Here is a 7,737-nt window from a genome sequence, read left to right as displayed (position 1 = left end):
CCAGGGGTGACGCGCGGGGCGGGGCGTGGTTTGCGGGCCGGCTGACTTTCCGCCCCGGCGCCGTAGGCGGCCGGGGCGGCGGCTCCGTAGGAGCCGGTTGCCGCGCCCCGGCCCGCGCCGCGCGGAGCGCCTTGATCTAGTACAGGCCAATTCGGCAACAGATCACAGGCAGCTCCGCGCCGACCAAGCCCAACACGACACTCACCTCGCGCCTTCGCCTCCGGATCGCCTCGCGCAGGCTTCCGCAGGCGGGCTGCCCTGCCTCGTTCCGTCTTCTGCTTGCGCCTTGGCCGCCCTCACCACGCGCCCCGCTCCGAATGCCTAGGTCACCAGTTCTTCGGGCTCGCGCCTCCCTCGCGTTCCTCGCCGACCTCCTTAACCCAGTCGGGACTACTTGTCCCATCCGGGACACACCGGATAGCATCGAGACACGGGCAAGCGCCAGCGTCGACGCGATCGGCAGGAGACTCCCGAGACGACCGGCGCGCCAGCGCCCGAAGCGGAGCACTCGTTCACCGTCGGGCGCTACCGCTACGAGGTGATCCCAACACCGGACCTGCCTGAGCAGGAGCGGGCGGCAGCGGTCAGCAGGATCGCCGGCTTTGGTGCAGAACGCCTGCGGCTACTCAAGGAGCTAGAACAGGTTGACGGGGCGCTACGCCCGCGTGTCCTACAGGCGGTAGCCGCCGGGGTTCCTTACCGGCGCATCGCGGAGCTGACCGGCTACTCCCGCTCGGCGATCAGCCGCTGGGGTCAGCCCACCAACGACGGTCACGAGATGACAGCCACATAGAGAAGCGGGGCCACGACCGCTGCAACGGACGTGACCCCATGACCGATTCGAAGGAGTCCAAGCCATGTCGAATCAGCCGCCCACCATTCTGGTCGAAACCGAGCAGGCGTGGCAGCCCTGGCTGCCATGCACCGACTGCTCAGGCAACGGCGGACGCAACGAGTGGGTGTTCACCTCGCCCGAGACGACAACCGAGGTTCTTAAGTGGATTCCCTGCCGATCGTGCCGGGCCATGGGAGGCCGCCGCCCTTGACGACGTAACCGGGCATCAGACATCCGCCACACTGAACCGGCACGCGCGCACTCGACCAGCGAACGTGACCGCCGGGTGCTGGCGTCGTTCGCTGCCTTCCCGCTGCCTCCCGACCAGCATTGATCGACAGAAACGAGTCAAGGCCCCTCAATTGAGGGGCCTTGAGCTTGCCGTATTCAGTGTGGGCGATACTGGGATCGAACCAGTGACCTCTTCGGTGTGAACGAAGCGCTCTCCCGCTGAGCTAATCGCCCTCAGCGACGATGACTCTACCTGATCGAGGGACCGGACCGCGAATCCGGGGTCAGTGCGTCGCGAGGTAGTGCAGCGTCCGAGCCACCAGGTCGATGCCGAGGCTGTACTTGAGCGACAGCCAGACGACCGTGGCGACGAAGACGAGGCCCACGGACCCGAGGACGAGGCGCACGGGCAGTGACCGGCTGGTGGCCCACCGGGTCCAGGCGTGCACGTGCCGGCGGGTGAAGGCGAGCAGCCGGCGGGCCCAGTGGAACTCGACGGCCCAGACGCCCAGCCCGGCGATGACGAGCAGCCAGCCGGGGCCGGGCAGCGGGATGAGCGCGATGCCGACGGTGACGACGATCGCACCGGCGACGGCGATGAATATCTTGAGGGCGACGCGGCCGGTGGGGTTGGCGCGGATCAGGTCGAGGCTGGTGCTGATCCGTTGCCGTAGGCGTCCGCCGCGCCGTTCGGCGACGGCTGTCCCACCCCTGGTCGTCGCGTCGCCGGGTGCTCCCGGGCCGCGCCGGCCACGCTGTTGCTTCGGCACTGCGTACCCCCGCCTTTCGGCTGCCCGGACCCCGCCTTTCGGGTTTCCGGACCGGGCCGCGACATCCATTGAGGATCGGTTCGTGGTCATTTCGTCCCCCAGTGTCGCCGTGGCCCGTCACTCCATCGGACCACTGGACGTTACCGGAGTAAGTCGACGTCTGAACCAACCCCGACGCCGGGCGGGATCAAGCATTGGGCAAAACCGGATATCGTACAAGAATTTTCATATTCTAGCGGCGTTTCCGACCCTCTTCCCACCACAGGGTGAAGTCAGCGTATGGCGGAGCGTAGCCAGAGGTAGCACCTGAGTATGGGGAAAGCGGGACACGCGCGTTCCGCAGCGGTGCCGGGGGGAGAACGTCCATGAGTGTCATCCGACCGACGACCGTAGAGGTCGAGACGTCGCTAAGGCTCGTCGCGCCTGACGCCACCGCCTTGCCGGTGCGTGCCAGCCTGCGTTACGACCCTGCTGACCCGTATGCGGTCCATGTCCTGTTCCATGCCGAATCGGCCGGCGGCGAGGCGGTGAGCTGGTCGTTCGCCCGCGAGCTGCTGGTCACCGGCCTCGACGAGCCGGCCGGCATCGGCGACGTGCGGGTCTGGCCGTGGGCCACCCCGCGCGGGGACTTCGTCGCGCTGGCGCTGTCGTCCCCGGACGGCAACGCCCTGTTCGAGGTGCCGCGCAGCGTCCTGGTGCGCTTCCTGCGGCGCACCTACGTCGTCGTCCCGCGCGGCCGGGAGGCCGACCACCTGGACGTCGACACGGCGGTGACCCGGCTGCTCGCCGGTCGCTGACCACGCCACACCCGGGGCCGCGCGGATCTGCCGAGTCCGCGCGGCCCCGGGCTTTCACACCACGGGGTACGCGCTGCGCGTTCAGCCGTGCGTCGTGACCCCGCCGTCGACGGGGATGACCGCGCCGGTCAGGTAGGCACCGGCCCGCGAGGACAGGTAGATGGCCGCGCCCGCCATGTCGTCGGGGCGGCCGATGCGGCCCAGCGGCACCTGCTTCTCGATGGCCGACCGCGCCTCCGGGTCGTCCAGCGCGAACGCCATCATCTTGCTCTCGAACGGGCCGGGCGCGATCGCGTTGACGGTGATGTGCTCGCCGGCGAGCTGGTGGGCGAGGCTGCGGGTGAGCATGTGCACGGCGGCCTTCGTCGCCGAGTACGCGTAGACCTCCAGCCAGGGCACCCGGATCCCGTCGATCGAGCCGATGTTGATCACGCGGGCGGGGTCGTCGGCGCTCGCCGCCGCCCGCAGGACGGGCAGCAGGGCGGTGGTGAGCCGGAAGACGGCCTTGACGTTGACGGCCCACAGCTTGTCGAAGGCGCTCTCCGGGTACGCCTCCAGCGGCGCACCCCAGGTCGCCCCCGCGTTGTTGACCAGCACGTCGAGCCGGTCCGTCCGCTCGCGGACCGCTTCGGCGAGCCCGAGCGCGCCCTCGTCGCGGCTGAGGTCGGCCGGGATCGCCTCGCAGCGCCCCTCGGCGGAGAGTTCCTTGGCGACGGCCTCGCACACGTCGGCCTTGCGGGACGAGATGACCACGTGCGCGCCGGCCCGCACGAAGCCCCGGGCGATCATCAGCCCGATCCCCCGCGACCCGCCGGTGACCAGGACCGTCTTGCCTTCGACCGAGAACAGATCCGTCATGCCCATCCCCTCGCTGTTCGGCGGGCCGCCGGGCACCCGCCGGACCCGGGCACTACCGATCGGTAACGTAGCCCGCCGGCCGCACCCCGACAAGCCACCCGGCCGACCGGGAAGGCAAAGCGGCCCTGGCAGTCCCGCCGGGATGCGACCGTCCCGCGCGCGGGATACCGTCGCAGACGATGATCCCCTCCGGTCAGCTTCCCCCGGCAACCCGCGTCGACGCCTCCCCACCCCGACCCGACGACATCACGACGCTCGCCCTCGGCGACCTCGCCGAGGGCGTCGAGTGGCGACGCCCGGTGCTGCTCGACGCGGACCTGGTCGTCCTCGTCACCGGCGGCCACGGCACCGCCGAGCTGGACTTCCGGCCGCTGCCCTGCCGCCCCGGCACGCTGCTGCGGGCCCGCCCCGGCCAGGCGCTGCGGTGCGAGGCCACCCGGCTCGACGCGGTGGTGGTGCGCTGGTCGGCCACGGCCCTGCGGGGCCTCGACGTCAACGCCGCCGCCGACGTGCCCGCCCACTGGCAGCTCGCGGGCGAGGACGCCGACGTGCTGCGCAACGAGGTCACCCAGCTGGTGGTGGACTGCCGGCGGCAGCCGGACGGGCCCGCCGCCCGCGCGCTGGTGCGGCACCGGCTCGCCGTGCTGCTGCTGCGGCTGGCGCTGCTGCCGCCGGCCCCGGCGGGCGGGGACGCGGCCGTGGCCGGGCCGCGCACCGAGAACGCCACGTTCCGCCGGCTCCGTCAGGAGGTCGAGCGCGGCTACCAGCACACCCGGCGGGTGGAGGACTACGCAGCCCGGATCGGCTGCTCGGTGCGTACCCTCACCCGGGCCTGCCTGGCGGCGACCGGGCGCAGCGCGAAGCAGGTGATCGACGACCGGGTGGCGCTGGAGGCCAGCCGTCTGCTGGCCGCGACCGACGAGCCGATCGCCCGGATCGGTCGCCGGCTCGGCTTCCCGGAGCCGACGAACTTCGGCCGGTTCTTCACCCGCGAGGTGGGCCTGAGCCCGGGCGCGTTCCGGTCGGCGCGGGGCGGGCCGGCCGGTAACGGCCGCCCACCGGCCCGGCGGGGATGACAGGGCGGGCATGATGAGTGGGTGCAGATCTCCGCGCGCGGCGACTACGCGGTACGGGCGGCCCTGAGCCTGGCCACCGCGTACCCTTCCCTGCTGTCGACCCAGGCCATCGCGGCGGAGCAGGACATGCCCCGCAAGTTCCTGGAGGCGGTCCTGGCGGACCTGCGCCGGGCCGGGCTGGTCCGGGCCCAGCGGGGCGCCGAGGGCGGCTACACGCTGGCCCGCCCGCCGAAGGAGATCACGATAGGGGCGATCCTGCGCGCGGTCGACGGCCCGCTGGCCGGGGTGCGGGGCATGCGGCCCGAGGAGACCAGCTACGACGGGGCGGCGGAGAACCTGCCCCGGCTCTGGGTGGCCGTGCGGGCGGCGGTGCGGCAGGTGGTCGACGAGGTGAGCCTGGCGGAGATGGCCAGCGGTCGGCTGCCGGGCCACGTGCGGCGGCTGATCGCCCGGCCCGACGCGTGGGAGCCCCGCTGACCCCCGGCGGGGTCGGACCACACTGAACGCGCCCGGCTGGCGCACCACCGGGCGGCGGGGTCACGCCGCGCTGAACGCGCCCCGGTGGTGCACGGGCGGGGCACCGTCCCGCCCCGCGCCGAGGGCGAGCGGCGTGGCGATGACGACGGCGTGGTCGCCCGCCGGCACCCGGTGGGCGACGCGGCAGAGCAGCACCGCGAGCGCGCCGTCGACCAGCGGCACCCCGAACGGGCCGGGTGACCAGCCGGGGCACGCGGCGGACCGGTCGGGGCCACCGGCGGCGAGGGCGCGGGCCACGCCCTGCTGGCCGGCGGCGAGCAGGTGCACGGCCACGTGCTCGGCGCGGGCGACGGCGGGCCAGCTCGATGACGCGGTGCCCAGGCAGAACGAGACCAGTGGCGGCTCCAGCGAGACGGCGGTGAACGAGGTCGCCGTGAACGCGGCCGGGGACAGCGCGGGCCGGCCCCGGCGGGCGGGGCGGCCGGGCGTGGTGACCACGGCGACCGTGGCCGCCTGCGGGTGCAGGAGGGCCCGGAGCAGGTCGGTGTCGACCGGCCGCAGCTCGGTGGGCCCGGTCGCGGACCCGTCCACGGTGGTCATGCCGGCCGCCGCGCGGGACGCCGCCGGTCGGCGTGCCCGCTGAAGAGCCCGTCCCGCTGCGCCATGACCCCATGGTGCCGCCGCCTCCGGCGACCGGTCAACGCCCTACCACAGGATGAGATGCGCGTCGCTTCCCGCTCGTGAATCCGTTTCATGCAGCGCAAACAAGATCCGAACGCCCATCTGTTGACTAGGGATTCCCGATCGGGCGGGGTCCTGCGGCGGCGTCCAGTGCGGACGGACGTGGGTTTCCCGGATCGGCGTTGCGGGCATGTTCGAGTCCGACACGGCAGGGAAGGTCACGAAGGGAGCCTGCGATGGGTCTGATGTTCCGCAAGCGCAAGAAGTACGGCCCGATCATCCTGAACTTCACCGAGAACGGGTTCTCGTCCTGGAGCATCAAGATCGGCCGCTGGTCGTGGAACTCCCGCGCCAAGGCGCACCGCGTCGACCTGCCCGGCCCGCTGTCGTGGAAGCAGGACAAGTCCCGGGCGTGACGTCCCGGGGCGGAACGGGGTGCCGGTGGTCCACCGGCACCCCGTTCCGTGTCTGACCCCCCGCACCCCGCCGGCCGACGGGCGGCCCGGGTTGGCCGAATCGCCGCCGGGGCCCGGAAAGGCGGCGGAGAATCGCCGCATGACGGGGGACGGGACACCGGAACGCACGGGGGAAGACTCGCCGCGACGCCAGCGCCGGGTGGCGACGTTGGCGTCCCTCCTGCTGCTGGGTGCCTACTTCGTGGTGCCCGTCGAGCAGGACCCGAACGGGCTGCGGCTGGCCGCGCGCAGCGTCGCCACGGTCGCGTTGGTGGCCGTCGACGCGTGGCTGGTCACCCACCTGGTGCGCCGGCAGCTCGCCGTGGCCGACGACCCCGAGCAGGTGCAGGTCCGCTCGCTGCTGCAACTCGCGGTAGCCCTGATCGGGGGCCTGCTCGCGTTCGCCCTGGCCGACTACGTGATCGCCCGCAGCGCCCCGGGCGAGTTCGTCAACCTGACCACCCGGATCGACGCGCTCTATTTCACGCTGGCCACCCTCACCACGGTCGGCTACGGCGACGTGCACGCGCAGGGCCAGTTCGCCCGGGTCGCGGTCTGCGTGCAGATGGTCTTCACCATCGGCGTGGTCACCACGGGGGTGTCCATCGTGGTCAGGCAGCTGGCCCGCCAGGCCGGACGGCGCTGATCAGCACGTCCCCGCCGAGCTTGCCGTACTCCGGGTCGCGGGCCACCGCGCCCGCGTCGAGCAGGTCGGCCACGGCCCGGTTGGCGTCCGCCGCCCGGTAGACGGTCGAGGTGAGGGCGAACCGGCGCAGCTCGGTCACCGTGCGGGGGCCACGGGCCAGCTCGGCCAGGAGTTCCCGGCCCAGCGGCCCCGGGTCCGCCTCCGGCCCGACGTCGACGGCCCGCCCCTGCGGGTCGGCCGGGTCGCGGTAGCGGACGCCGGTGGGCCCGTCGGCCGCCCACAGGGCGTCCTTGAACGCCTGGAGGCTGCGGTCCGACCCGGTCGCGAACGCCAGCCGCAGCCCCTCGTCGCCAGCAGAGCCCGGCGGGGTCGGCGCGGCCAGCAGGTCGACCTCGGCCACCAGCGGGAAGCCGGCGGCGTCCAGCGCCGGCCGCAGGGGCGCGTCGGGCGCGGTGACCAGCAGCAGGTCGGCCGGGCGGCCGGACCGGGCGGCGGCCAGCAGCGCCGGCGTCGGTGCCGCGCCGTGGGCCAGGGTCAGCAGCGGCGCGCCGGCCGCGCCGGCCGCCTTCAGGGCCACGGGCAGCCGCGCCGGGCCGCCGGGCACCACGTGCACGGCCACCTCGGCGGGCAGCGTCGACTCGACCGCGCCGAGGCGGGCCGGGAGGGTCTCGTCGCCCTCGGCGAGCACGAGGACGGTCAGCCGGAACCCGCGCAGCCGGTCGGCGTGCTCCCCCACCACCCGCAGCGCGGCGTCCGCGCCACCGGCGTCGGTCCCGGCGTACGCCAGGGCGAGGGTGGCCCGCCGTGCGCGGTGCAGCGCTGCGGGCAACCAGGCGTCGAGCTGTCGGACGAGCAGCTCGCGGAGGACGGCGTCGGTCGGCATCCTGCCGTTCTACCGCACCGCCCGCCGC

General features: G+C 73.4%; 9 protein-coding genes and 1 tRNA gene. 5 read left to right on the top strand and 5 right to left on the bottom strand.

Annotated elements, in window-relative coordinates; all coding sequences use genetic code 11:
- Nucleotides 1–1,228: 1,228 nt before the first annotated feature.
- Both LPA42_RS32205 and LPA42_RS32200 read right to left on the bottom strand, forming a co-directional pair.
- Nucleotides 1,229–1,300: transfer RNA gene (locus tag LPA42_RS32205), tRNA-Val, on the bottom strand.
- Between the two features lie 50 nt (nt 1,301–1,350).
- Entirely contained in the window at nt 1,351–1,905 is a 555-nt protein-coding gene (locus LPA42_RS32200; protein ID WP_077936923.1) for a TIGR02611 family protein, read from the bottom strand.
- 296 nt (nt 1,906–2,201) lie between these two features.
- Here LPA42_RS32200 and LPA42_RS32195 point away from each other — a divergent pair, with 296 nt between their 5' ends.
- Nucleotides 2,202–2,633: an SsgA family sporulation/cell division regulator gene (locus tag LPA42_RS32195; RefSeq protein ID WP_007075525.1), complete on the top strand. Its 432-nt coding sequence runs from the start codon at nt 2,202–2,204 to the stop codon at nt 2,631–2,633.
- A gap of 81 nt (nt 2,634–2,714) precedes the next feature.
- Here LPA42_RS32195 and LPA42_RS32190 read toward each other — a convergent pair whose 3' ends face one another.
- On the bottom strand, nt 2,715–3,491 hold the full coding sequence (locus LPA42_RS32190; RefSeq protein WP_077936925.1) for a RhlG family 3-oxoacyl-ACP reductase: 777 nt from the start codon (nt 3,489–3,491) through the stop codon (nt 2,715–2,717).
- A gap of 179 nt (nt 3,492–3,670) precedes the next feature.
- Between LPA42_RS32190 and LPA42_RS32185 the strand changes: the two genes are divergently transcribed.
- Together LPA42_RS32185 and LPA42_RS32180 are read left to right on the top strand one after the other, a co-directional pair.
- Nucleotides 3,671–4,567 (top strand): helix-turn-helix transcriptional regulator, encoded by an 897-nt coding sequence (locus LPA42_RS32185; protein WP_077936922.1) that lies wholly within the window; start codon nt 3,671–3,673, stop codon nt 4,565–4,567.
- Between the two features lie 21 nt (nt 4,568–4,588).
- Nucleotides 4,589–5,044: an Rrf2 family transcriptional regulator gene (locus tag LPA42_RS32180; protein WP_043962626.1), complete on the top strand. Its 456-nt coding sequence runs from the start codon at nt 4,589–4,591 to the stop codon at nt 5,042–5,044.
- 60 nt (nt 5,045–5,104) lie between these two features.
- Here the strand turns inward: LPA42_RS32180 and LPA42_RS32175 are convergent, their stop codons facing one another.
- Entirely contained in the window at nt 5,105–5,644 is a 540-nt protein-coding gene (locus tag LPA42_RS32175; protein WP_077936921.1) for a flavin reductase family protein, read from the bottom strand.
- Between the two features lie 317 nt (nt 5,645–5,961).
- Between LPA42_RS32175 and LPA42_RS32170 the strand changes: the two genes are divergently transcribed.
- Together LPA42_RS32170 and LPA42_RS32165 are read left to right on the top strand one after the other, a co-directional pair.
- The gene (locus LPA42_RS32170; protein ID WP_007075522.1) at nt 5,962–6,141 is read left to right on the top strand and encodes a DUF4236 domain-containing protein; all 180 of its coding nucleotides are present in this window, start codon (nt 5,962–5,964) and stop codon (nt 6,139–6,141) included.
- A gap of 139 nt (nt 6,142–6,280) precedes the next feature.
- Nucleotides 6,281–6,826 carry a potassium channel family protein gene (locus tag LPA42_RS32165; RefSeq protein ID WP_077936920.1) on the top strand — a complete coding sequence of 182 codons (546 nt, stop codon included), beginning with the start codon at nt 6,281–6,283 and terminating at the stop codon, nt 6,824–6,826.
- Here LPA42_RS32165 and LPA42_RS32160 read toward each other — a convergent pair.
- Nucleotides 6,792–7,709, bottom strand: a complete 918-nt coding sequence (locus tag LPA42_RS32160) for a hypothetical protein (RefSeq protein ID WP_077936919.1) — start codon at nt 7,707–7,709, stop codon at nt 6,792–6,794. The two genes, LPA42_RS32165 and LPA42_RS32160, sit on opposite strands and share 35 nt — an antisense overlap.
- Nucleotides 7,710–7,737: the final 28 nt, after the last annotated feature.

Source organism: Micromonospora sp. DH13, assembly GCF_020873825.1.
Classification (GTDB): domain Bacteria; phylum Actinomycetota; class Actinomycetes; order Mycobacteriales; family Micromonosporaceae; genus Micromonospora; species Micromonospora haikouensis.
The sequence above is the reverse complement of the archived record's forward strand: the minus strand, read 5'-3'. Positions and strand labels throughout refer to the sequence as shown.